Origin of the sequence: Thioclava atlantica (assembly GCF_000737065.1) — a bacterium.
Classification (GTDB): Bacteria; Pseudomonadota; Alphaproteobacteria; order Rhodobacterales; family Rhodobacteraceae; genus Thioclava; species Thioclava atlantica.
The window spans coordinates 26,319-48,655 of record NZ_AQRC01000007.1; the positions used below are offsets into that span (position 1 = coordinate 26,319).

Here is a 22,337-nt window from a genome sequence, read left to right on the forward strand (position 1 = left end):
GGGAGGATCACATGGAGTTGACGGCGCTTCGGGCCGTGGTGACCGGCGGAGCCTCGGGCTTGGGCGCGGCCACGGCGCAATACCTCGCCGGGTCGGGGACGCAGGTGACGATCTTCGATCGCGACCGCGCGACGGGCGAGGCCCTGGCGGCGCAGATCGGCGCGCAATTCGCCGAGGTCGATGTGACCTCGGAGGAAAGCGTGGCCGCGGGGATCGAGACCGCGCTTACCGCGATGGGCGGGATCAACGCGCTGGTGAATTGCGCGGGGATCGCGACGGGCGAGCGGATCGTGGGGCGCGAGGGCCCGCACCGGCTCGAAAGCTTCCGGCGCACCATCGACATCAACCTGATCGGCTCGTTCAACGTGCTGCGGCTGGTCGCGGCCGAGATGGCGAAGAACGAGGGGCCCGAACGCGGCGCGATCATCAACACCGCCTCGATCGCGGCCTTCGACGGGCAGAAAGGTCAGGCAGCCTATTCCGCCTCCAAGGGCGGGATCGTCGGGATGACCCTGCCGCTCGCACGCGATCTGGCCAGCCAGGGCGTCCGGGTCTGCGCCATCGCGCCGGGGATCTTCGCGACCCCGATGATGAAGGGGCTGCCGCAGGACGTGCAGGACAGCCTCGCCGCGGAAGTGACCTTTCCCAAGCGGCTCGGCGAGCCCGAGGAATATGCGAAACTGGCCGCTTTCATCCTCCAGTCGCCCTATCTGAACGGCGAGGTAATCCGCCTCGACGGCGCGCTGCGAATGCGCTGAAACGGGCGCCCCCGCACGCGCTGCGGGGGCGCCGAAAAATTTTGTGAAAAACGGGTTGCAAGCCACCGCGCGGAGCGATAAATCCCGCCCTACCAAAGCGACCACCGATGCGGAGAGGTGCCGGAGCGGTCGAACGGGGCGGTCTCGAAAACCGTTGTGGGTGCAAGCCCACCCAGGGTTCGAATCCCTGTCTCTCCGCCAGATTTCCCCAGTGTGAAATCGGCATTTATCAAGCAAAAACAAGATGATATGGAAATCCGCCGCCCGGCGGGTCCGCTATTATGGCTTGATTTGCTACACATTTTGCCGCACAAATCGCAGCACGGGGCAAAACCGGGAGTCCGGCCATGACCATTATGAAGCGCGGCAGCACATACCACCTGCGGAAGCGGGTTCCGACGCGATACCAGCGGGTTGAAGACCGCAAGAGCGTCTGGATCAGCTTGCACACTGATTCCGAAACCATTGCCAAACAGAAGGCCCCTATCGCGTGGCAACATCTGGTGGAAGCATGGGAAGCCCGGCTGGCGGGCGACACGGCAGACGCGGAACGGCGCTTTGACGCGGCCAAGGAATTGGCGGCGGTGCGGGGCTTCCGATACCTTCCGGCGGTCCGCGTGGCCGATCTGCCCCGTGAAGACCTTCTGGCCCGCGTGGAGGCCGTCACAGGGCGCGACGGTGAGCCGGACACGCGCGAGGCGGCGGCGGTGCTGGGCGGCGTCCCCGAGCCGCAAATCACGGTCTCTCGGGCGCTTGATCTCTATTGGGGCTTGGCCGCCGATAAGACCCTCGGCAAGAGCGATGACCAGCTTCGGCGCTGGAAAAACCCGCGCAAGAAAGCCGTGCGCAATTTCATAGAGGTGGTCGGGGACAAGGCCCTGCCCGACATTACGGGCGACGACATGCTGGATTTCCGGGGCTGGTGGCTTGAGAAGCTGGAGTCCGACAACCTCACCCCGAACAGCGCCAACAAGGACCTGATTCACCTCGGGGACGTGTTTAAGACGGTCAATAAGATGAAGCGCCTCGGGCTGGTGCTGCCCCTGTCCGATCTTTCCTTCAAGGAAGGCGAAGCGCGCCAGCGTCCGCCCTTCTCGGAAAGCTGGATCAAGGACCACCTGTTGAAGCCCGGCGCGCTGGACGGGCTGAACAAGGACGCCCGGTGCATCCTCTTGGCGATGGTCAACACGGGCGCGCGGCCCAGCGAACTGGCGTCCCTGACGGGCGCGCAAATCCATCTGGACGCCCCGGTGCCCCATATCTCCATTGAGCCGGTCGACAGGCAGTTGAAGACCCGCAACGCCCGCCGCGTCATTCCGCTGGTGGGCGTGTCGCTGGACGCCTTCAAAGCCTGCCCCAAGGGCTTCCCCAAATACCGCACCACATCCGCCAGCCTGTCCGCGACGGTGAACAAATACCTTCGCGCCAATGGTCTCATGGAGACGCCGGGACATTCTCTCTACGGGTTGCGGCATAGCTTTGAAGATCGACTCTTGGCGGCGGGCATAGATGAGCGGATCAGGCGCGACCTTTTCGGCCACGCCCTTGATCGTGAGCGTTACGGCAAGGGGGCTTCGCTGGCCCACGTTCGGGACCTGATTCAGCGGGTGGCACTTTGAGCGGCAACCGCGCGAGCGCGGGCCACCACGTCATTCGCCAGCAAGGCTTCCTCTTGCGCGATTTCGGCCTCTAGGCGGCTGAAAATCGGCGCATAGACGGGATCGGCCACCACCAGCTTGGCAACGGTCTCAAGAGCCGCCCGAAGGCGCTCCAAGTCCGTTTGCATGGTGGTGGCCGCCCGCATCGTCTTAGCCGTTCAGACGCACGTTGACGGTGCCCGACGGGTTCCCGGCGGCGGTCACGGCAAGGCCGATCAGTTCATTGTTGCCCGTGTCGTCATCGGCGGTCGCCAGCTTGGCGGTATCGTCCCAATAGACGAAATCGCCCACGGCCAGCACGTCGGTCGAGACTTTCGGCATGTCGAAAACACCGACGGTCACAAGGTCGAGGGAGTCCCCGATTTCGGCATTCCCGGCAGCAATGCCAAAGAGGTTGCCGACAAGGACGCCTTGGCCGGACGTGGCGGCGGCGGTCGCGGTGATGGTGATATTCTCACCGGGTTGGACGTAGTTCTTCATGGGTCAGATTCCCTTGCTCATATTGAAGTGGATCGTGGAGGCGGGCCGGGCCGTCTGGGCGGCGATTTCCGCATCAAGAGCGGCCAGCGCGCGGGCCATCTCGGAGTCGGAGCGGTATTCTACTTCCTCCCCGTTCTGGTCCCGGAAGCGCCGGACGCCGCCAGCGCGAGCGGCCAAGAGGTCCGCCCGCATTTTCTGAAGTTCGGCCACGGTCGCCATATTACGCGCCTTCGTTGAAGTAAGCGCCGCGCCAGTCAGCCCAGCCCGTGCCGAAGTCGAGGAACGCGCGATACTGCATCCCGAGCGTGGTCCACGCTTCCTGACGCTGAATCTGAACGCCCTGCGCCGACGACAGATAGGCGAACTGAAGCGACGGGACCGCCGCCGGATCGGCCATGACATACCAGCCGGTGCCCGTGATCCGGGGTTCCACCACCAGCTTCAGCTTGATCGGCTGCACGTCATCCGTGGTCGCGGCGTAGATCGCGGCCAACAGCTTTTCGGCCTTGGTTTCGAGTTCCGGCCCGATCACCAGATAGCGCGGGGTCACGCCGATGATGGTCTTGCCGTCGAGACCCTTCACGCCGCGCATGGCGAGCCGGGCCGCGTCCAGCGACGTTTCGGTGATGTCAGCACCCGCCGCCGCCATGTTGCCGCGCCCAGTGGCGAAAACAGCCGTGCCGTCGGACAGGTCGGGGTTGCCGATGAAGGTAGCCACCAGTTCTTCGGCTTCGGTCTGGGCCGCCGCCGCACCAATGGCCGCCGTCATGTCGCCCAGCATGTTCAGATCATCGTCGATCAACAGTTTGCGGCTGACATTGATCGCCCGCCCGAAGGTCTTCAGGGCCATCTTCTCGCCCGCTTCGGCGCGGCTGGTCGCTTTGAACTCGCCGTGTTCCGTCATTTCTTCAAGGCGGCCCATCTCACCCAAGCGGATGGAGGTGGATTCCTTGAAGTTCGGAAGCGTCCGCTGGCGGGCCAGCGCCTTCAGCGGGCTTTCGGCGGCGCGATACGAGTCCAGGGCGACTTTGCCCATCGCATTGGAGACCAGCAGAGGGAAGTCAGACGTGCCGTGCGCGGCGGCGCGCTGGAACAGTTCATCCGCCGAAAGGCCACGGGTGGACTCGCCCGCCCGCGTCAGGGCATCGGCGGCCATATCGCGGAGCGACATATTGACGAACTCGCGCGAGGCATCGGGCAGTTCGCCCCCGGCCATGCGGAAAGCCAGCGCGTCGGCCTGACGGGTGCGCAGCGCGGCGGCGTCATCATTGGCCGGGGCGGCGGTGCGGATACGGGCCGGGGTTCGGCGCTGCATCGCCTCAAAGGCTTCGGCGCGGGCTTCGGTGATGGACAGATCACGGTCGATCATGTCATCAGCCTGTTCCGCCGTCATGCCAGCGGAGCGGCAAATCTGGCGGATAGCCGCGCGGGTTTCGGTGGTTTTGTCTTCGGTGTTCTCCACCTGAAGGTCTTCGTTTTCCATGGATTCACCTCGGAATTGGCTGCCGGGATCGGCAGGGATAGGGACGGCGGAGACTTCGGAAATAGACCACGCCGCCGCCGTCCGAACGCGAGCGCGGGAATTGGGATCGGCGGACTCGGCCCAGCGGGTCACGCGGTAGCCGATGGAAACGCCCTTGATGGTGCCTTCGCGGATACGCTCCACAATCGGGGCGGCATCGGCTGCCCCGGAAAGACGGATGGTCGCCACCAGCTTGCCGTCTTCCATGCGGTGCCCGGTAATGGTGCCGATCACGTCACGGGCAGAGCCTTGGCGGTGGCCGTCCAGAACGGGCGCACCGATCAGGCGGGACGTATCCAGCCCGGCGGGGTCCAGCCGCTCCATAAAGCCCTTGCGCTGCACCGGGGCGAAGGTCGAAATCACGGCCTCCACGGTGCCCGCATCGGCGTTGAAGGTGTCCGGGGCGAAGACCGCCCGGCGGGTCAGGAAAGCTTGCGTTTCCACGTTTCAAATTCCTTGTCTTGGGGCGTCAGCTTGCGGCCTTCTTTCGGCAGCACGATCACGGTCGCTTTCTCGGGGTTCAGGGTCAGGCGCGGCCCGGTGATTTCGTCAGATGCACCAGCGCGCTCAACCAGTTTGCGGTGATACTTCTCTCTGTCGCGCTCTTGCGGGGTCATTCGGCGGCCTCCTGTTTCGGGGCCGTCTGGCGCGGGTCGGCGGCGATTTCGGCGTCGAGGTCTTCCAAGGACCACCCGCGTTGCGCCACCAGCTTGCGGCGAGACGTGAGGCCCGCTTCGAGTTCGGCCACGTCGGCTTGAACCTGTTTGGCGGGGTCCACCTGCATGAAAGCGGGCGGCAGCCACTCGGCAGCGTATGCGCGAGGGGCGGACTCGAAATCGGGCGCGGCCAGATCACCGGACAGGACGGCGTAGGTGATGACCTGCCGCCAGATCGGCGCGAGGAACTGCGGGACCAAGACCCCGTATTGAATCTGTTCAACCCGCTGGCGGAAAGGCAGAAGCCCGGCGCGCAGGCTCGAATAGTTTGCGTTCGAGAGGTCGCCCGACAACAGATGATCCGGCAGGCCCAGACCGGCGGCCAATTGCTGCAATTGCAGGCGAAGAAAGGACCCGATTTCAGTGAGTTGGCCCGGCGTGTTGAATTTGACGTCGTAGCCGGTGGGCAAGCGTTTCATCGTGCCGGGTTCCAGCCCGGTTTCCAGAATCCCGCCTTCCCCGGTTCCATCGTAGGGTTCCCCGCCCGTGCCGTTCAAATCGACAAGGAAGGCGCTGTGCATCGCCGCGACTTTGGCACCCATCAAGAGCGCATCGGTCAACTGGTCGAAGTCAGAGGCGGAGAGGATGACCGGGGCGAGCCAAGAGACACCGCGCACCTGACCAGCCGCCAAGGGTTTCATGACGTGGATGATCTCATCCGCAGGGACCCGGACGGGCGGCGCGTGATTGGCGAATTGATCGTGCGGGCGGTGGGGCAAGACGTGATACGCCACCCGACGGCCTTCGGCATCGAACTCGACGCCCTGAACGATTACGGCCCCACCCCCGATTTCACGGGTCAGGCTTTCGTCTACCAGTTCCGGCGGCAGCAAGCGGAGACGCGGCCCGTCTTCACCCGGCAGGACGTGAAGGAAGGCTTCGCCATCAATCACCAGCCCGCGCGCCACATCCGCTTGGAGGCCGAAAAAGTCGGTGCGGCCATCGGCGTCGGCATGGTCAGCCCAAGCGCCGAAAGCGGCGGTCAGATCGGCACGGGTCGAGGCGTCGGGGTGGCGCGGCGTCGGGACAATTCCGGCCCCGACCAACGCACCAGCCCAATTTGCGACGGCTTGGGCCATCCAAGGATTGTTCGCCACCAGATAGCGAGCGCGGGACCGAAGAGTCGCGCCAGAGGCGGACACTTCCGAATTGACGCGCCCGAACGTCCCAACCCCGAAACCACGGCGGCCACCAGCGGCCCCATCAAATCGACGGACGGCTTTAGCCTTTGCGGGGCGGGTAAACAGCTTCGGAAAGGACAAAAGGGCCATATCAGTTCACCACGGGTTTGTCGCGGGTGATGTGTTCAAGGATCGGGTCCAGATCGAGGACCCAGAGCGAACGGCGTTCCCAGCTTTCGCCGGGGTTCCAGAAAGACGTGCCCACCGAATTATTGGACTCGAAATCGTAATGGCGGACGCGGGCCGTGAACTTCAGGTCACCCCGCCCGGTCGTGTTGCGGATAGTGGCGAGTTCAAAGCCGAAGTTGCGGTGGCCTTGGAGATAGCCGCGCATAACCCACGCGGCGGGGTTCGGTGCGGGCGGCTCTTGGCCGTCAAGATCATTGAGGTTCCAGCCCAAGAAATGACGCCCGGCAGCGGCCATAGGCTCACCAGTCAGGCCACATTCGGCAAGGCGGTGCAGGATCGCGGTGACAAGAATCTGTTCAGCGCGGAAAAGATAGCTGCGGCGCTTGTCAGAGCGGCGGCGTCCGTAAGGCGTCACATACCCGTCGGCAACACGATTGCGGAGAAACTTGGCGGCCTGCTTCGCGTCAAAGCCCACATGGGCGAGCGCACGGGCAGCCTGTTCAGTCGTCACCCCGAGTTCGTCGGGGGCTTCTTCAGGGATGAAGAACACACCCCCATATTCAGGATCACGGTCTTCGGTGCTGGTCATTGTCAGGGACTCCTAAGTTGGCGAATCCCTGAATATCATCTCGCAACAAGTCGTCTCAAGTGTCTATAATATCACGTCAAATTTGGTTTGACGGTCGATTAAGGGATACAGCAAATCCTTGCATCGTCTTGCAGGAAGATGGTATGGAGGATTCGTCAACACGCCAAAGGGGCGGGCGGGGTTTCGACATGGCCTCGCCCGCCCCATCCATTTCAGAAGGATCAAAGACGTGGATCGCAACACCCGGAACGCCCACAGCCTGTTTGCCCCGTTCATTGCGGGTGAGATTCATCCCAAGCGCCAAGAGGTCGCGCAGCAACTTGTCCACCAGTGGGTTCGGCGGTCGGGCGAGTTTGCCAGCCTGTCTTGGGATGACGATCAGATTTGCGAAGCGATTGACGCTGATATGGCCCGCGACACAGGCTTTACCGCCATGCTGAACAAGGTTCTGGCGTTGCGGGATGGTCGCGGGGCGCTTCCGGTCTAATCAAGCGTGGAACTAAGGGCGATTCTGTGGTCAGCTACGCGGGATATTTTTAAAGGGACTCGCGGCGATGAAAATTTGGAACAGCCTGAGCCTGTGGGCTGGCGTCTTACTCACAATTTCAACTGTTTCACCATTAAAAGCACAAGAGCGCCCTGTAACGGAGAACTGCTTTGAAGTTGTGACTGCAATGAATTTTGCCCTTCAGGGAATGCCAGATACCGGCGTCATGGGTATCTCATTGAAAAACGGCGGCGAAACAAGACTCATGATCTTCGTCGCTTTGGGAAACGCAGCGGACCAATCAAATCCAGCGAAATGGCGCATTCTTGAACGCCAGAATGAAACCCTCACATATTGTCTTATCGGGGCTGGGGATGAATTGGAAATCTTGCAGAGTCTACATGACATTCCGGGTTTCGGGGCGGAGTTCGGGCTTCCCGGCACCTCAAGACGGCGCTGCAATGACGAGTCGGATGGAGCAATGGGTAGCGTTGCTGTCCGAGCTTGGGCAAACAAAGAGCTTGGCCCAAGTCTAGTGCAGCACTTTAGCTCACCTTTTCGAGGTTCATCTTATACGGCATTGATTGCAAATGACCGCGTTCAAGGAGGTTATGCGTGGACTCTCTTAAAAAGCGACGGAAATCGGAACTGTTACTTGTCGCAAGGCGATGACAGTTCTTTTTCGCCAGATTTCGCAATGCGCCCCGAACTAGTCCAAGACCCCAATACATTGCCGCCCTTGCAATAACTCTACCTTTCCAGCCAAGCAGACTTAACAACGGTCGGGGCCTTTTTCGGCCCGTCCTTTCTGGCAAGATCGCTTTCCCGGCGTTCCATGTCCAGCCCGACAAGCTGCCGCGCGGCGTAGGAATAGGCCAAAGTGTCCAGCGCCTCGTTCCGGCGGCCCGAGATGACTTCCCAGACGCGCATGGGGCGGCCCCGGCTGAACTTTGTCACCAGCCGTTCGGCGCGTATTTGGTCGAAATAATCGCCGGACAGGTCTTCCGAAAACAGGATCGTTTCGCCGTGGGCAAGGCGCTGGTGCAAGGCCAGCTTCACGCCGTCCACCCCGATCAGAGCCAGCCGGACCTTGCGGGATGAACTGAAGGCCAGAGACGGGCGGCTGAAGCCGGACACGCCTTTGCCGGGCAAGACCCGGCGGGCCGTGCGGGGGCGGCAGAAATCATAGACTTGATCCGCCCAATTCCCGGAGTCGATCACGGCGGCGTCCACGTTCAACACGCCCCCAAGCGGGTGACGGAACTGGCGGCGCAAGGCGTCTTCCACCTCCACCCATGTTTCGGCGTCGGTCGGGTCGCCCCAAATCGGGACATGACCCAAGACGCGCATGTCCCCGTCTGCCGTCCAGCCCGTATAGGTCAGTTCCACGCGGTCCTTCTGCACGTCCCCGCCCACGGTCAGCACCAGCGAATCTTCGGGCACGGTCTCCATGTTGAAGGGCCGTTGCAAGGCCGCGAAATCGGTCGAGTCCAGGTCATCGCCTTCCCCGCGCCAAGCCTCGCCCAGCACCGTGTTCAGCCACGGTTTCAGGGTCGTGGGGCTGCGCTTGGCCTGAAGGAACTCCGCCGCCAGCTTCGGCCATGTCGCGTTCGGCAGCGTGGAGGTCAGAGAAGTCAGCTTATAGCCCCTATGCCCTTCCACATGGGGCGCAAGAGCGCGCCAGCGGCCCGCCGCGACGATCTGGGCCTTGTGGCGGTCCTCCACCCGGCCTTCGCAAGAGGGGCAGCGCCAATGGGCCGTCTCGGGCTTGTCCGCGTCCCATTTGATGTCCGCCCACAGGATTTCCGAGAACTGCCCACAATGGGGGCAAGGCACCTCAAAGACCCGTTGGTCGGATTGCTCATAGGCCCGCAAAATCCGGCTGGTCTCGGCATCAACGGGCGTGGAGGCCAGCACGATCCGGCGATTGCCGAAGGTCATGGTGCGGCGCATGGCGAGTTCTACAGGGTCGCCTTCGGTGCCAGCGGACAGTTCGTAAGCGTCGATTTCATCGGCAAACAGAATCCGGGCCGTCCGGGCGCGAAGGTTGCGGGGCGCGCGGGCGGAGACGATGGAAAGGCTGCCCCCGGCAAAACGGCGGTGAAGCATGGTGTCACGCCCGGCGGTGTCTTCGGACAGGGCAGCCCGGAGTGACGGGGACTCTTGGAAGGTCGGTTCGATCACGGAAACCATGAGGTGCCGCGCGTCCGCCTCGGCAGGCACAACGCAAAGGACCGGGCTGGGGTCATTCTCCACGAAATGCCCCAAGGTTCCCACCATGAGTTGCGTGGCCCCGACGCGGGCCGATTTGAGGATGGAAACGCGCTCCACGGTGTCGTCCCCGATGGAGTTGGCGATTTCGATCTGGGGTTTCCAAAGACGCATACGCCCCGGCTGGGCGGCAATCGAGGACGGCAGGAAGACGGACGCCTGAATCCAGTCTGCCAGCGCCAGCTTCGCGGGCGGGCGGAAGGCTTGCAGGGCGTCCCGGCGCATCTGGGCAAGGCGGGGGTCAACGGTCATCGGAAATCACCTCCATAGCGTCCCGGATTTCGGCATCCAGCGCGGCGGTCGTGGCGCGGTCCATCCCCATCCGCCCAGCCACCCGCGACGGCACGGCCAGCACGGCGGCGCGCAAATCGGTCACGATGGAGCGCCATTCGTTCGCCACCTCGCGCCCGTCCAGAAGATCGCCCCGCGCCTTCGCGTTCTGGATTTCCAGTTTCTCGGCGGTGGCCTTCGCGGCGCGCAGTTTCTCGGCGGCCAGTTCGGAATCGACGCGGCGGCCCTGCGCCCCGGCGCGGGCATGATCGCAATAGGCGCGGATCGCCTTGCGGAGCGGAAACCGCTTGTCGGGGTTCCGGGGCAAGACGCCTTCGCGGGCGAGCGCCGAAACGCGGTTGGGGGTCAGGCCCAGCCATTCCGCCAGATCGGCAGCGTTCACCAGATCGCCGTCTTCGGCCCGCGTCTCGGGCAGCCCGATCAGGTCATCAATCTCGGCAAGTTCGGTATCGGTCAAATTCTCCATGCTCATGGCCTCTCAACTGTCCCGATCATCCCGCCACAGCGGAAAACGGGTTTTCGATTTCAAAATTTTCGTGGTGGGCAATACATCGGGGCTTCGGCGCCCCCGCACCCCACCCGCCGTATAGGACCCGTAGCCCGATCAACGCGCCGCCGTGGTCAAGCCGTGACCTATGCCACCTGTGACCCTCGGCGAAGGTCACGCACAAAGCACTGACAACAAAGGACAAAACGACGTTCGTGACCCAAGTGACCCACAAAACCCCTATGTTACTCCCCCAGCCCCCGTGCTGCCCTCTCCACTGGTGGGCCGTGGCCTGTCCCTGTTCCCCAGCACTCTTGTTGAACTGATAAGGGTCACAAGGGTCACAGGACGGATTCAGCCAATGAAAACAGGGTTTTGCGAGTGACCCATAAGGGTCATCCCAAGAGTCACAATGGGTCACGCCCCGTTGATATGTTGCCGCCGTGGTCATTAAACCCGCGCCCACCGTTTCCCGACCCGCGTATGGATTTTCGCCCACCCAAGGGTGCGCAGAATATCGGCCACACGTTTCTGGTTCGCCCGCGTTTGCTGCCCGCTATTCAGGCCAAGCGCACCGCTCAACACTTCCGAAATCCGCACCTCGGTCTTCACCTCGCCAGCGGCGTCAAAATCGTCTGCGGGCTTGTCCAGCCATTCGGCCACGTCATCCGCCCAGCTATCGGCTTCGCGCGCTGCCTCTTGCACCGGGCGCGCGTGTTCCGCTTCAAAGTCCCGATCCAAACACCACGCTTCCCCGGCCTCATAGGCGGCGAAGGCTTCGGCAAAAAGCTGGTCCCGCGCGCTGGCAAGGGCTTCAAGGTCGATCTGGTGAACGGTCACGGGCCAGAAGCGCCGCCCGCCCGTCGCATCCCGCAAGAACTGGTCTTCATTGGTGGTGCCCACGAAAACACATTGCCGGGGAAACGACTCGTCAAAGCGGGCGTAGGGCAGCCGCACCCGGTCCACCGCCCCGGACAGGAACGCCTTCAGGTCTTCGGCCTCGCTCTTGCGGGACGGCGCGAGTTCGGCCAGTTCCACCAGCCACTTGCCCTGAAGGTGGCGAATAGCGTCCGTCTTGTCCCCGGCGATGCTGGGCAGCGTGTCGCTAAAATACTCCGCCCCGGCGAGGATACGGCAGGCGGTCGATTTGCCTATACCTTGCGGCCCGGACAGAACAAGGGTGTGGTCCGCCTTACATCCCGGCTCCATGACGCGGGCGACCATTTGCAAAAGGAACTTGCGCCCCACGGCCCGCGTATAGGGCGTGTCTGCCGCCCCGGTATAGCGCACCAGCCACGAGTCTAACCGCTCGCGCCCGTCATGGTGAAGGCTCCGCAACTGGTCCCGGATCGGGTGATATTGCAAATGCCGGGCCACGGTCAGGGCGGCGTCGGCCACCAGTTCCTTCCCGACGGTGCGCAAGCCGCGCCGTTCCAGCCCCGTCCGCGCCAGCGCGAGGGCCGCGTCATTCAACGGCCCGTCGCACCATTCATCGCGCCGGGTCATAAGGTTGTGCCTAAGGCCGGGAAGGATCGAGTCGAGGTTCCGCCCGAGATACACAATCGCGTTGTTCAGGTTGTTCACGGGCTTGCCCCGTTCCCGGATCACGCTGCCCCAATCCGGCCCTTCCGTGGTCGCGGGCAGGCCGATCAGGTCATCAATCTCCGCCAGTTCATCGGCGGGGATCACGTCATCAAAAGCGGACAGGTCAATCCAGCCCCGGCGCTCCGCTTCCGCGCGGATCGTGGCGAAGGTGCGAGGGTTCTTCCCGCCGCCGCCAAACGAGTCCCAGACTTCGGCGGTTTCGTCGGGGTCATAGCTGGGGTGCCGCTCGCTCCACTCATGGAACAGGGCCAGCCCGTCTTCGCTGCCGCCCGTCGCGTGATGCAGCGCCATGCCCATATGCAGCCACCAGAGGCGTTCCGCCGCGTCCGGGTTGCTCGCGTCATTGGGGATCGTCAGAAGGGCTTCCCGGACGTGCTGAAGGGCCAGCCCTTCGCCTTCGCCAGAAGCGGCCCGGCGCTCGCGCTTCACGCTGCCGCCGTCCTTGTAGATCGGGGCCAAGCCATCAACCATGTCAATCGGCTGCCCGTCCACAAGGAAGGTTTCAACCGGAGTCCCGCCCTCTACGTTGCCCGCGTAATAGGACTGCGAAAGGGTGAAGCTGGCCGGGTCCAGCGCGCCGCCCAGAATGCCGTTCAGCCGCGCCATGAGGTCTTCGCGGGCCTCGGGCGGCAACGGGCCGCTAAACGGTGCGAGAACGCGCCAGCGGGGCGCGTCCGGGCTATGGCTGGGGGTGGTGTAGACAAGCCCGGCCACGCCCGCCTTTTCCAAGGCATCGCGGGCCGCGTCGGGGGTCATGTTGCCCGCGTCATAGTCCGCTTCCAGCCCGGTCACGGTGCGGACGTTGGCATTGTGGCGAAGGCTTTTCTTCGGCGTCTTATCGGGGCCGAAGGTCGCCAGCTTGATCCACGGCAGGCCGTCTTTGCTCTCCGCCCGCTGGTCCGCAATCCAGCGCGCCAGATCGGCCAGCGAAAAGGTCAGTTCCTTTTTCTGGAAAGCGCCGCGTGTCGGGAAGCGAGTCAGCGTCAGGGGTTGCCGTGCATCGGCAGATTTCGTATTCTTATCAGGCATCTTTTGGTCTCCTATGGGCCTCTGCATGAGGGTGCACTTCTTCCACGCCCCCGGTCAGCCAGCCGGGGGCGTTTCCATTTCCGAGTTTATCGGGAATCGGTTCTATCGCCACCAGATTTTGCAACACAAGTTGCAACACATTTTGCGGCGCGTGATTTTTGTAAGTCGCTGATTTAAGGAGATAATATAGTCTGGCAAAGTCGAAACGACGGACTGTCTCTCCGCCACTTTCCCCTCGCGAAAACGAATAGCTTTCGCTTTGAGGGGCGCTTTGCGCGGTTTCGCCGACCGTCTGGCCTTCCGGCTTCCGGCTGCCAGACCGGCCCGCCCCCCCTCCTCCCCCGGCGCGAACAGCTAGAGCAGAACCCCGTTCTCCGGCTCCAGCGGCGGCGGGACGTCCTCTCCCTCCAGCGCGCCCAGCATCTCGCGCTCGATCGTGCGCCGCATCGCGGAGAGCGGCAGCGAGTTCGGCGCGAAACCGAAGGGATTCTCGAGCTGGTGGCCGAGCGCGTCGAGGCCGAAGAAGGTATAGGCCACGAGCAGAACCGGCAGCAGGGTCCACCATCCCAGGCTGCCCGCCAGCGCGAAGGGCAGCGTCAGGCAGAAGACGATCGCGGTGCGCTGCAGGAGCAGCGAATAGGCGAAGGGCACCGGCGTCCCGGCGATCCGCTCGCAGCCGCCCTGAACCTGCGCCAGCTTGGTCAGCTGCGTCTCGAGCACGGAATAATGGATCGGGTCCAGCCTGCCCGCCTGCATCAGCGACAGGCAGCGCCGCCCGACCCCGGTCAGCACCGTGTTGGTCGGATTGGGATCGCAGGCCGCCGACCCCGCGGGGCACCACTGGCGGATCGCCTCCGCCTCGTCGGTCCCGCGCAGCCGCGCCGACAGACCGGCGCAGAAGCCGCATACCCCGTAGGCAAGCGCGCGCCGGTCCTCCTCGGGCAATGTCGAGATCTGGCGCGCGAAGGAGCGGCAGGCAACGATCAGCTCGCCCCAGAGCTGGCGCCCCTCCCACCAGCGGACATAGCAGGTGTTGTTGCGAAAGCTCATGAAGACGGAGAGCGAGATCCCGATCAGCGTGAAGGGGATTGCGCCGATCGCCTCGAAAATCCCGGGGTGACGCTTGGCGACGAGAACCGAGGCGATGCTGACCAGCGCGATGGCCAGAAGCCGCGGCCAGATCCTGGGCAGGATCGACCCGTTCACCGCGAAGAGGATGTCGCGCAGCGAGGGTTGCGAGCGTACGATCACCGGGCGCTCCCCCGGTATCCCGCCCTGCGGCGGCACGCGTCGGCCTCGGACCGTCCGGGCAGCTGGCCCGGCGTGAAGGGAAATGGGGACGGCATCGGCTCTCTCGCGTTGCTGTGGAACGGTGCTCCTCCGCGCCGGGCAAACCGGCCGGGCGCGCAGGATCCGCGTGTTCCCACGCGCTGCGCCGGACACGGAACGAGCGCCCCTTGTGGTAGCCCAAAGCCCTGTGGCGTCAACGAAATTCCTGATAACTCCCGCTTATCACGCCATTCGGCATTGGAATTTCCAATCGCCTCTCCGGGCGCATAGCTAGTGCCATGACCTCCCACCGGGGCAAGAGCAGGACCGCAGACCGCGCGCCCGGAGAGACCGGGCACCGAGAAAGCGGAGCGGGGCCAGCGCAACGCGCCGAGACCGGAAGGACGGAGATGCCGGGTTTCCCGGCGCCGCCCGCCCTCTCCCCCTCCTCGCGGCGCCTTTCGCCCGCTCACCCCGCCCGGAGGCGCGGCTTGATGCGCCAGCCGCCGTCCCCCGGCCGGCCGCGGCGCGGATCCCCGTGGAGAGCGTTTCAATCGGGCAGCCCCGCGGGGTTGCGATAGACAAGCGCGCCGCGACGTATCGATCCGCGGCGCCGGAAAGCGGAGAGGCCGAGATGGCGGACGAAAAACCCCGGTACAAGACCTACGAACACCCGGCCGGTGGCTGGGGCGCGGCGGCGGCCACGGCCAAGGTACTGATGGAGCAGAGCGTGCTGAGCAAGGGCTCGCGCGCGCTCTTGGCGATGAACCAGCCCGGCGGTTTCAAATGCTCGAGCTGCGCCTTTCCCGATGCCGACGAGCGCAAGCGGCTCGAGTTTTGCGAAAATGGCGCCAAGGCGCTCGCGGTCGAGGCGACCAAGCGGCGCGTGCGCGCGGATTTCTTCGCCCGGCATACCGTGACCGAGCTGATGGAGAAATCCGATTACTGGCTGGAGATGCAGGGCCGCCTGACCGAGCCGATGCGCTACGATGCGGCACAGGACAAATATGTCCCGTGCAGCTGGGACGATGCCTATGAGATGATCGGACGCCACCTGCGCGCCCTCGACAGCCCCGACCAGGCGGAATTCTACACTTCGGGGCGGACGCCGAACGAGGCGGCGTTCCTCTATGCGATCTTCGTGCGCGCCTTCGGCACCAACAACTTCCCCGACTGTTCGAACATGTGCCACGAGCCCACCAGCCGCGGCCTACCCCCCGCGATCGGCGTGGGCAAGGGCACCATCGTGCTCGACGATTTCGAGAAGGCGGAGGCGATCTTCATCATCGGCCAGAACACCGGGACCAACTCGCCCCGGATGATGTCCAACCTCGTCGAGGCCCGCAAGCGCGGGGTACCGATCATCGCGATCAATCCGATGCCCGAGCGCGCGCTGGTGCGGTTCACCGAACCGCAGGATGCGGTGCAGATGGCGACTTTCGGCTCCACCGAGATCGCGAGCGAATTCGTTCCGGTCCGGATCGGTGGCGACCTCGCGCTTTTCAAGGGCATGATGAAGATCATGTTCGAACGCGAGGCGGCAGGTGAGGACGTTCTCGACCGCGATTTCATCGCAGAGCATACCGCCGGGATCGAGGCGCTGCGCGAGGATGCGCTGGCACAGAGCTGGGCGGATATCGTCGCGATCTCGGGCGTGCCGGAAGAGCAGATCCGCCGGATCACCGAGGTCTATATCCGCTCAAGCGCGACGGTGATGTGCTACGGCATGGGCGTGACCCAGCACCAGCAGGGGACGGGCCTTGTGCAGCAGGTGGCGAACCTGTTGCTGCTGCGGGGCAATTTCGGCAAGCCGGGCGCAGGCATCGCGCCGATCCGCGGCCATTCCAACGTGCAGGGCGACCGCACCGTCGGGATCGACGAACGCCCGAGCGCGGACTATCTCGACCGGGTGCATGAGGTGTTCGGCTTCGCCCCGCCCCGCGAACACGGCCATCACGCGGTGGAATCGGTCGAGGCGATGCTCGCCGGCACCGCCAAGGTCTTCATCGGCATGGGCGGCAATTTCGTGCGCGCGATCTCGGATACCGACCGCGCCTATGAGGCGATGCGCCGGCTCTCACTGACCGTGGGGATCGCGACCAAGCTGAACCGCGGCCACCTCGTGCATGGCCGGGATGCGCTGATCCTGCCGGTGGTCGCGCGCTCGGAACGCATCGTGACCGCCGCGGGCGAGCAGTTCATCACGATCGAGGACGCGATGTCGAACGTCACCGCCTCGCGCGGGGTGCTGGAGCCCGCGAGCCCCGACCTGCGCCCCGAGGTCGAGATCGTCTGCCGCATGGCGATGGCCACGCTGCCCGACAGCCCCCTGCCCTGGGCCGAATTCATCGAGGATTACGGGCTGATCCGCGACAGGATCGCCGAGGTCTATCCCCATCTCTACCACGATTTCGCCGAGCGCATCCAAGCGCCGCACGGTTTTCACCTCGACATTCCGCCGCGGCGGCGCGAGTGGCGCACGCCGAACGGGCGGGCGAACTTCCTGGTTCTGCCGGGGCTGGAGGCAAACGCGCCGGTCGACGATCCGACCATGTTGCGGCTGGCCACGGTGCGCTCGCACGACCAGTTCAACACGACGATCTACAGCAATAACGACCGCTATCGCGGGGTCTACAACGACCGGATGGTGCTGTTCATGAACGCGCTCGACCGGGACGCGCGGGGGCTCGAACCGGGCGCGAAGGTCGCGCTCGAGACGATCTCGGGAGACGGGATCCGGCGGCGGGTCGAGGGGCTGACCGTGCTCGACTATCCGATGCCGCGCGGCTCGATCGCGGGCTATTATCCCGAACTCAACCCGCTGTTGCCGCTCGACTATTACGACCGCTCGAGCGGGACGCCCGCGGCCAAATCGATCCCGGTGCGGGTGGTCACGCTCTGAGCGGCCCGCCCGGCGGCCCGGCCCGGGCCGGGCCCTGCCCGCCGCCCCAAGGGTCGTCGAGCAGCGCCTGAAGATCGAGATTGCCCGCGATCCGCCAGGCGGCGTCGGACAGCGTCGTCTGCTCCTCACGCTTGCGGCGCACGAGGCTGACATCCTCGGCATGGGCGGGCGTGATCGGATGCGCCACGAGACCGACTGCCGCCTCGGGCGGGACCGCGCTGAGCGGCATGACGGTGAAGGCCCGGCCGCTGCGGCATTCCGCCAGCAGGACGCGCAGGGCGTTGGTTTCCAGCACCACGTCCGGCACCAGTCCTTGGGCGGCGAAGACACGGTCCAGCACCTGACGGTTCCACATGCCGCGCGACAGCAGGCATAATGGAAGCTCGGCGACCTCGCCCCAGCTCAGGCCGTGCGGAAGGCTGGCCTCGGCCTCGGCGATCAGCACATAGCGTTCCGAGAACAGCGGCAGGACATCGTATTTCTCGCCCGTGACCGACTGGTCATAGAGCATCGCCAGATGCAGTTCGCCATCCTCGAGCAGATGCAGGATCTCGGGCGTACTGAGCGAGCGCACGTCGAGCGTGATGCGCGAGGCGATCTCGCGGTATTCCGCGGCCAGCAGCGAGGCCGCGTGAACGGCGGTCGGCACCACCCCGATCGCCAGATGGCCGCTCGGGACCGCGCGCACCAGATCGGCCTCCTGGCGCAATGCCTCGAGCGAGGCGAGCGTCCTGCGCGCCCAGAGGATCACGCGCTCGCCCTCCGGGGTGATGCCCTGGAAGGCGCGGTTGCGGCGGATGATGGTGATGCCCAGCTCGCGCTCCAGCTCGCGGATGCCGTTCGACAGCGCGGGCTGCGAGACGTGGCAGCTTTCGGCCGCCCGCCCGAAATGGCGATGCTTGTTGAGGGCCAGGAGATAGGTGAGTTGCCGGATGAACATGGCCGAACTATCCGCCATCGCGGCGCCGCTGGCAATCGCGCCCGAGCGGCGGGCCGGATCACATCCGACCCGCCCGACCGGGAAGGCGCAGTCTACCCGCCCCTACTCCTCCTTCACGATCGTCAGGTGCACATTCGCGTACCAGTCGGAGACCGCGCGGATCTCCTCGTCGCTCAGGCCCGCGGCGATTTCCGACATGATCTCGTGCTTGCGCTGGCCGAGGCGGAAGGCCTTGAGCTGGGTCACGATATAGGTCGTCGCTTCACCGGCGAGGTTCGGGGCGTTGAGCGCGACCGAGATGCCGTCGGCCCCGTGGCACGACACGCAGGCGGAGGGGGCATCCTCCGCGCTGACCCCATCGGCAAGCTCGGCACTGGCGGTGTGCGAAGCATACCAGGCCGCGACATCCGAGATTTGCTGGGCCGAAAGGCTCGCCGCCACGACCGTCATCATTTCGTGTTCGCGCGCGCCTGTCTTGAATGCCATGAGCTGAGCCTCGAGATAGTCCTTCGGCTCACCTCCGATATTGGGCGCGAGCGGGATCCGCGCCAGCCCGTCGATCCCGTGACAGGTCTGGCACATCCGCGCGACCTTCTGTCCCTCGACCGGGTCACCGGCCATCGCCGGGGTGATCCCGGCGAGCATGAGCCCGCCGAGGATCGTGAGTGTGGCAAGCCTCATTGAGACATCCCGGACTTGTAGGAGATCCGCCAGATCGCGCCGGCGAAATCGTCCGAAACCAGCATCGAGCCGTCGGGCAGGAAGGCGATGTCCATCGGGCGGCCGCGATATTCGCCGGTCTCCCCGTTCAGCCAGCCATCGGCGAACACCTCGGTGCCCGCGGCATTGCCCTCTTCATCGAGCGTGGTGAACATCACGCGGGCGCCGACCGGAGTGGTGCGGTTCCACGAGCCATGCTGCGCCGAGAAGATCCCGCCGTGATATTTCTCGGGGAACGAACCCTTGGTGTAGAAGCGCATCCCCAGATCGGCGGCATGGGCATCCATGTTCACCTGCGGCTCGACGAATTCGACACCTTCGGGCCGCGCGACCTCCTTATAGGCCGGAATATCGACCCCGCCATTCGTCCAGGGGAAGCCGAAATGCTGACCCGCGGAGGTCTGGCGATTCAGCTCGCCCGGCGGAATGTCGTCGCCCATCCCGTCCACCTGATTGTCGGTGAACCACAATTCGCCATTGGCCGGGTTGAAGTCATGCCCGACCGAGTTGCGGATCCCGCGGGTATAGACCTCGCGGCCCGAACCGTCGGTATTCATCCGGATGATGCCGCCGATGCCGATCTTGTCATACATCTCGTGCTTCTCGACCGGCTGCACGTTATGCGGCTGTCCGAGCGAGATGTAGAGCTTGCCGTCCGGCCCGACGCGGCAGACACGGGCGGTGTGGTTGAAGCTCTCTTCCTCCGCCGGGATCAGCTTGCCCTGGGCCACCACCTCGCCGACGGCCGGATCGGGTCCTTCGAAGAAGAACTCGGCCGCCGGGAAGGTCAGGACCCGGTTGCGCTCCGCGATGAAGAGGAAACCGTCGGGCGAGAAACAGGGGCCGTTCGGAATGTCGAAGGTGACCGAAGGGGCGAAATCCTTCACCTCGTCGGCGATGCGGTCGCGATCGCGGTCGACGACCGACCAGACCTTGTCCTTGCGGGTGCCCACGAAGGTCACGGTTCCCTGCGGCGCGACGGCCATCGAGCGCGCATCCGGCACGACGGCGTAGAGACTCACCTCGAAGCCGTCGGGAACCTTGATATGCGGGACGATGGCCTTTAAGGCGTCGGCGCGTTCTCCGCTCTGCTCCACATAGGTGAAGGTCGCGTCGGTTCGTTGCATCTTGGAAAGCTTGTCCATGTTTTCCTGCGCAAACGCAGGAACAGCAAAGACGGCCCCGAGCACGACGCTCGGGATGAGTGCTTTGATAGTCATGTGGTCCTCCCCAGGTTAGCGGACCGGCGCGCCTATGCATTTCTCCCTGAAGTTGCGCAGGCCCATCATCGAGTGTGGGAAGATCATCGTCATTCTGTCAACATTTTCGTGATACCGCTGTGATCGACCCATTTCTGCGCCCGCGAAATCCGTTTCGTCCTTCGCATCATCCGGCCGCTCACGCAGCGTCCCTGTGGCGCTCCGCCCGGCGTCGCGGACCCGGGCGGAGCGCCGATGAACCCCCAGGCCAGTCGTTCTTTTCGCTCTGGCTCCCTGCCCCGCCCCGCGCTAGCGTCGACGAAATCCGGGAGGGAGCGATGAAAGACCAGACAGTCGTGACAGGTGCTGCGCGTGCAAAGGCGCAGCCGATAGAGCTCACGCGCCCCGTCATTGGAGAGTGCTGAGATGATCGACCTGGTGATCTTCGACTGCGACGGGGTTCTCATCGATTCCGAGATCATTTCCGCACAGATGCTGGTCGAGGAACTGGCCAAGCTGCAGGTGCGGATCGATCTCGATTACGTCGCGCGCCATTTCCTCGGCCGCTCCTACCCGACCGTGATGAACCAGATCCGCGACGCGTTCGGGCTCGATCTGCCCGAGAGCTTCGAGGCGCAGTACCGGGCGCGGCTTCTCGACGCGTTCGAAGCGGATCTGGAGGTGATGCCGGGCGTGGCCGAGGTGCTCGACCAGATCGCCACGCCGTGGTGCGTCGCCACCTCCTCGAGCCGCCCGCGCGCCGAGCGATCGCTGGCGATCGCGGGCCTTGCCGAACGCGTCGGCGACCGGCTCTTCACCGCAAGCCAGGTCACGCATGGCAAGCCCGCCCCCGATCTTTTCCAGCTCGCCGCCCGCGAGATGGGCGCGGAGCCTGCGCGCTGCCTCGTCATCGAAGACAGCCTCAACGGTCTGCGCGCGGGTCGCGCCGCCGGCATGAAGGTCTGGCGTTTCACCGGCGGGAGCCACCTCGCGGGACGCGATCTCACGGCGCCCGAGGAGGCCCGGCCCGATCACGAATTTGCCTCTTTCGCCGATTTCTTTCACAGTGTCCCCGATCTCAGGAGGAAATCGTGAACCGGATGACCGAGTTCGAGAGCAGCCGGGAAGACGAGGCCGCCCGGGCGGGCTGGCTCTACTATGTCGGCGGCATGACGCAGGACCAGATCGCGAACGAGCTGGGCGTGTCGCGCCAGCGCGCGCAGCGCCTGGTGAGCCGCGCGGTGTCCGAGGGTCTCGTGCGCGTGCGCATCGAACACAAGATCGGGGCCTGTCTCGAACTCGAAGCGGAACTGGTGCGCCGCTTCGGCCTGCAAACCGCCCGTGTGGCACCCTCTCTGGGGGAGGCTGGAGACAGCGCGCGCGCGACCGCCCCGCTTGCCGCGACGCTTCTCGAACGGATCCTCGCGCGGCCCGACCCGCAGGTCATCGCCTTCGGCACCGGGCGCTCGCTCTCGGCGATGGTCGGCGAGGTGATGCAGCGCCCCGCGACCGAACACAAGATCGTCTCGCTGATCGGCAATATCGCCCCGGACGGCTCGGCCTCGTTCTACGACGTGATCATGCGGATGGCCGACAAGCTGCGGCTGCCGCATTACCCGATGCTGGCCCCCGTAATCTCGGAAACCGCCGAGGAACGGGCGCTGTTCGACCACCTCAAGCCGGTTCAGGCAGTCAAGAAACTTGCCTCCGCAGCCGATGCGACCTTCGTCGGGATCGGCCAGATGAACGACGACGCGCCGATCTACAAGGACCGGTTCATCAGCCTCGAGGAGTTGCGGGAGCTGCAAGGCGCGGGCGCGGTGGGCGAGATCGTCGGGTCGTTCTTCAACGACGAGGGGCAGCCCGTCGAGACGCCCCTGACCGCGCGGATCGGCAGCTACCGGATCGAAGGCGGGCGCGAGGCCCCCATCATCGGCATCGCCGCGGGCACGAACAAGCTGGCCGCGATTCGCGGAGCGCTGAGCGGAAAACTCGTGAATGCGCTCGTCACCGACGAACCGACTGCCCGCGCCCTGCTCGGCTAACCCCCTGAAAGCCTTGGCCTGACGCCCGCCTTTCGCGGGCAGCACACGTGATCGCGAAC

At 64.8% G+C, this 22,337-nt stretch carries 21 protein-coding genes and 1 tRNA gene; 8 read left to right on the forward strand and 14 right to left on the reverse strand.

The genetic code is table 11. From position 1 onward, the window contains the following. Positions 1–11 precede the first annotated feature (11 nt). From DW2_RS09980 to DW2_RS09990, 3 genes are all read left to right on the forward strand, one after another. A complete protein-coding gene (locus DW2_RS09980) occupies positions 12–758 on the forward strand; it encodes an SDR family NAD(P)-dependent oxidoreductase (RefSeq protein WP_038145987.1) in 747 nt (248 codons plus the stop codon). A gap of 111 nt (positions 759–869) precedes the next feature. Beyond that, positions 870–959, forward strand: a tRNA-Ser gene (locus DW2_RS09985). 146 nt (positions 960–1,105) lie between these two features. Further along, positions 1,106–2,377, forward strand: coding sequence for a DUF6538 domain-containing protein (locus tag DW2_RS09990; RefSeq protein WP_038145990.1), 1,272 nt, complete (start codon positions 1,106–1,108; stop codon positions 2,375–2,377). Here DW2_RS09990 and DW2_RS09995 read toward each other — a convergent pair. Genes DW2_RS09995 through DW2_RS10025 form a run of 7 tightly spaced genes read right to left on the reverse strand, consistent with a single transcriptional unit; the run spans position 2,359 to position 7,033 of the window. Next, the gene (locus DW2_RS09995) at positions 2,359–2,562 is read right to left on the reverse strand and encodes a hypothetical protein (protein ID WP_038145992.1); all 204 of its coding nucleotides are present in this window, start codon (positions 2,560–2,562) and stop codon (positions 2,359–2,361) included. The genes DW2_RS09990 and DW2_RS09995 overlap by 19 nt on opposite strands. 4 nt (positions 2,563–2,566) lie before the next feature. Continuing rightward, the gene (locus DW2_RS10000) at positions 2,567–2,896 is read right to left on the reverse strand and encodes a DUF2190 family protein (RefSeq protein ID WP_038145993.1); all 330 of its coding nucleotides are present in this window, start codon (positions 2,894–2,896) and stop codon (positions 2,567–2,569) included. Positions 2,897–2,899: 3 nt separating this feature from the next. Next, complete coding sequence (locus tag DW2_RS10005; RefSeq protein ID WP_038145994.1) at positions 2,900–3,115, reverse strand: phage head-tail joining protein; 216 nt, start codon at positions 3,113–3,115, stop codon at positions 2,900–2,902. Between the two features lies 1 nt (position 3,116). Further along, positions 3,117–4,862, reverse strand: a complete 1,746-nt coding sequence (locus DW2_RS10010; protein WP_202900109.1) for a prohead protease/major capsid protein fusion protein — start codon at positions 4,860–4,862, stop codon at positions 3,117–3,119. After that, entirely contained in the window at positions 4,841–5,035 is a 195-nt protein-coding gene (locus DW2_RS10015) for a hypothetical protein (protein WP_038145996.1), read from the reverse strand. The genes DW2_RS10010 and DW2_RS10015 overlap by 22 nt, the downstream gene beginning before the upstream one ends. Then, positions 5,032–6,405: a phage portal protein gene (locus DW2_RS10020; protein ID WP_038145997.1), complete on the reverse strand. Its 1,374-nt coding sequence runs from the start codon at positions 6,403–6,405 to the stop codon at positions 5,032–5,034. The genes DW2_RS10015 and DW2_RS10020 overlap by 4 nt, the downstream gene beginning before the upstream one ends. A gap of 1 nt (position 6,406) precedes the next feature. Continuing rightward, positions 6,407–7,033, reverse strand: a complete 627-nt coding sequence (locus DW2_RS10025) for a hypothetical protein (protein WP_038145998.1) — start codon at positions 7,031–7,033, stop codon at positions 6,407–6,409. Between the two features lie 229 nt (positions 7,034–7,262). Between DW2_RS10025 and DW2_RS10030 the strand changes: the two genes are divergently transcribed. Next, positions 7,263–7,520, forward strand: a complete 258-nt coding sequence (locus DW2_RS10030; RefSeq protein ID WP_038146000.1) for a hypothetical protein — start codon at positions 7,263–7,265, stop codon at positions 7,518–7,520. A gap of 67 nt (positions 7,521–7,587) precedes the next feature. After that, complete coding sequence (locus tag DW2_RS19740) at positions 7,588–8,268, forward strand: hypothetical protein (protein WP_156102940.1); 681 nt, start codon at positions 7,588–7,590, stop codon at positions 8,266–8,268. A gap of 2 nt (positions 8,269–8,270) precedes the next feature. Here the strand turns inward: DW2_RS19740 and DW2_RS10035 are convergent, their stop codons facing one another. From DW2_RS10035 to DW2_RS10050, 4 genes are all read right to left on the reverse strand, one after another. Then, positions 8,271–10,043: a phage terminase large subunit family protein gene (locus DW2_RS10035; RefSeq protein WP_038146002.1), complete on the reverse strand. Its 1,773-nt coding sequence runs from the start codon at positions 10,041–10,043 to the stop codon at positions 8,271–8,273. Further along, the gene (locus DW2_RS10040) at positions 10,033–10,548 is read right to left on the reverse strand and encodes a hypothetical protein (RefSeq protein ID WP_156102941.1); all 516 of its coding nucleotides are present in this window, start codon (positions 10,546–10,548) and stop codon (positions 10,033–10,035) included. Before DW2_RS10040 ends, DW2_RS10035 begins: the two co-directional genes overlap by 11 nt. Positions 10,549–11,019: 471 nt before the next feature. Further along, on the reverse strand, positions 11,020–13,203 hold the full coding sequence (locus DW2_RS19070; protein ID WP_051855826.1) for a virulence-associated E family protein: 2,184 nt from the start codon (positions 13,201–13,203) through the stop codon (positions 11,020–11,022). Between the two features lie 354 nt (positions 13,204–13,557). Beyond that, entirely contained in the window at positions 13,558–14,454 is an 897-nt protein-coding gene (locus DW2_RS10050) for a bestrophin family protein (protein WP_038146005.1), read from the reverse strand. A 652-nt stretch (positions 14,455–15,106) separates the two neighbouring features. Between DW2_RS10050 and DW2_RS10055 the strand changes: the two genes are divergently transcribed. Then, positions 15,107–17,374, forward strand: coding sequence for an FdhF/YdeP family oxidoreductase (locus tag DW2_RS10055; protein ID WP_038146006.1), 2,268 nt, complete (start codon positions 15,107–15,109; stop codon positions 17,372–17,374). On the opposite strand, the gene DW2_RS10060 is transcribed toward DW2_RS10055, so the two are convergent. The 3 genes from DW2_RS10060 to DW2_RS10070 form a co-directional block, all read right to left on the reverse strand. Beyond that, positions 17,364–18,332, reverse strand: a complete 969-nt coding sequence (locus DW2_RS10060) for a LysR substrate-binding domain-containing protein (protein WP_081874944.1) — start codon at positions 18,330–18,332, stop codon at positions 17,364–17,366. The genes DW2_RS10055 and DW2_RS10060 overlap by 11 nt on opposite strands. A gap of 84 nt (positions 18,333–18,416) precedes the next feature. Continuing rightward, positions 18,417–18,995, reverse strand: coding sequence for a c-type cytochrome (locus DW2_RS10065; protein ID WP_038146008.1), 579 nt, complete (start codon positions 18,993–18,995; stop codon positions 18,417–18,419). Continuing rightward, positions 18,992–20,254 carry a PQQ-dependent sugar dehydrogenase gene (locus tag DW2_RS10070; protein ID WP_038146009.1) on the reverse strand — a complete coding sequence of 421 codons (1,263 nt, stop codon included), beginning with the start codon at positions 20,252–20,254 and terminating at the stop codon, positions 18,992–18,994. Before DW2_RS10070 ends, DW2_RS10065 begins: the two co-directional genes overlap by 4 nt. Positions 20,255–20,659: 405 nt before the next feature. Here DW2_RS10070 and DW2_RS10075 point away from each other — a divergent pair, with 405 nt between their 5' ends. Both DW2_RS10075 and DW2_RS10080 read left to right on the forward strand, forming a co-directional pair. Continuing rightward, a complete protein-coding gene (locus tag DW2_RS10075; RefSeq protein ID WP_038146012.1) occupies positions 20,660–21,328 on the forward strand; it encodes an HAD family hydrolase in 669 nt (222 codons plus the stop codon). Continuing rightward, positions 21,322–22,278: a sugar-binding transcriptional regulator gene (locus DW2_RS10080; protein WP_081874952.1), complete on the forward strand. Its 957-nt coding sequence runs from the start codon at positions 21,322–21,324 to the stop codon at positions 22,276–22,278. Before DW2_RS10075 ends, DW2_RS10080 begins: the two co-directional genes overlap by 7 nt. Positions 22,279–22,337: the final 59 nt, after the last annotated feature.

What these genes read in the sequence shown, in the direction of transcription:
- DW2_RS10005 (WP_038145994.1), bottom strand. Translation starts at nt 3,115, where the DNA reads ATGGCGACCGTGGCCGAACTTCAGAAAATGCGGGCGGACCTCTTGGCC.
- DW2_RS19740 (WP_156102940.1), top strand. Translation starts at nt 7,588, where the DNA reads ATGAAAATTTGGAACAGCCTGAGCCTGTGGGCTGGCGTCTTACTCACA.
- DW2_RS10020 (WP_038145997.1), bottom strand. Translation starts at nt 6,405, where the DNA reads ATGGCCCTTTTGTCCTTTCCGAAGCTGTTTACCCGCCCCGCAAAGGCT.
- DW2_RS10065 (WP_038146008.1), bottom strand. Translation starts at nt 18,995, where the DNA reads ATGAGGCTTGCCACACTCACGATCCTCGGCGGGCTCATGCTCGCCGGG.
- DW2_RS10075 (WP_038146012.1), top strand. Translation starts at nt 20,660, where the DNA reads ATGATCGACCTGGTGATCTTCGACTGCGACGGGGTTCTCATCGATTCC.
- DW2_RS10060 (WP_081874944.1), bottom strand. Translation starts at nt 18,332, where the DNA reads ATGGCGGATAGTTCGGCCATGTTCATCCGGCAACTCACCTATCTCCTG.
- DW2_RS10070 (WP_038146009.1), bottom strand. Translation starts at nt 20,254, where the DNA reads ATGACTATCAAAGCACTCATCCCGAGCGTCGTGCTCGGGGCCGTCTTT.
- DW2_RS09990 (WP_038145990.1), top strand. Translation starts at nt 1,106, where the DNA reads ATGACCATTATGAAGCGCGGCAGCACATACCACCTGCGGAAGCGGGTT.
- DW2_RS10025 (WP_038145998.1), bottom strand. Translation starts at nt 7,033, where the DNA reads ATGACCAGCACCGAAGACCGTGATCCTGAATATGGGGGTGTGTTCTTC.
- DW2_RS19070 (WP_051855826.1), bottom strand. Translation starts at nt 13,203, where the DNA reads ATGCCTGATAAGAATACGAAATCTGCCGATGCACGGCAACCCCTGACG.
- DW2_RS09980 (WP_038145987.1), top strand. Translation starts at nt 12, where the DNA reads ATGGAGTTGACGGCGCTTCGGGCCGTGGTGACCGGCGGAGCCTCGGGC.
- DW2_RS10015 (WP_038145996.1), bottom strand. Translation starts at nt 5,035, where the DNA reads ATGACCCCGCAAGAGCGCGACAGAGAGAAGTATCACCGCAAACTGGTT.
- DW2_RS10055 (WP_038146006.1), top strand. Translation starts at nt 15,107, where the DNA reads ATGGCGGACGAAAAACCCCGGTACAAGACCTACGAACACCCGGCCGGT.
- DW2_RS10040 (WP_156102941.1), bottom strand. Translation starts at nt 10,548, where the DNA reads ATGGAGAATTTGACCGATACCGAACTTGCCGAGATTGATGACCTGATC.
- DW2_RS09995 (WP_038145992.1), bottom strand. Translation starts at nt 2,562, where the DNA reads ATGCGGGCGGCCACCACCATGCAAACGGACTTGGAGCGCCTTCGGGCG.
- DW2_RS10035 (WP_038146002.1), bottom strand. Translation starts at nt 10,043, where the DNA reads ATGACCGTTGACCCCCGCCTTGCCCAGATGCGCCGGGACGCCCTGCAA.
- DW2_RS10000 (WP_038145993.1), bottom strand. Translation starts at nt 2,896, where the DNA reads ATGAAGAACTACGTCCAACCCGGTGAGAATATCACCATCACCGCGACC.